At 44.4% G+C, this 410-nt stretch carries 2 tRNA genes; both read left to right on the top strand.

Going from position 1 to position 410, the window contains the following annotated elements:
• Positions 1-50: 50 nt before the first annotated feature.
• Positions 51-127: transfer RNA gene (locus tag OQ477_RS20830), tRNA-Pro, on the top strand.
• A 4-nt stretch (positions 128-131) separates the two neighbouring features.
• Positions 132-207 (top strand) — tRNA-Ala (locus OQ477_RS20825).
• Positions 208-410 lie beyond the last annotated feature (203 nt).

The following is a 410-nucleotide window of genomic DNA, read 5'->3' as shown; positions in this document are numbered from 1 at the left end:
AAGGTTAGGGGTTCGACTCCTCTCGGGCGCGCCATAATATTTTTAAAAATCGGGAAGTAGCTCAGCTTGGTAGAGCACATGGTTTGGGACCATGGGGTCGCAGGTTCGAATCCTGTCTTCCCGACCACTTCGGGGCCTTAGCTCAGCTGGGAGAGCGCCTGCTTTGCACGCAGGAGGTCAGCGGTTCGATCCCGCTAGGCTCCACCATTTATAAAAAATATGTTGACTTTAAAAGAAACTTATTATATACTTAAAAAGTTGCTTGAGAAAGTGAACAAAATGATCTTTGAAAACTAAACAAGACAAAACGTACCTGTTAATTCAAAGTTTTAAATAAATCGCACAGTGATGTGCGTAGTCAGTCAAACTACTTTATCGGAGAGTTTGATCCTGGCTCAGGACGAACGCTG

Origin of the sequence: Bacillus sp. ChL18 (assembly GCF_026241425.1) — a bacterium.
GTDB lineage: Bacteria > Bacillota > Bacilli > Bacillales > Bacillaceae > Bacillus > Bacillus velezensis.
This window is presented reverse-complemented; position numbering and strand designations above follow the sequence as displayed.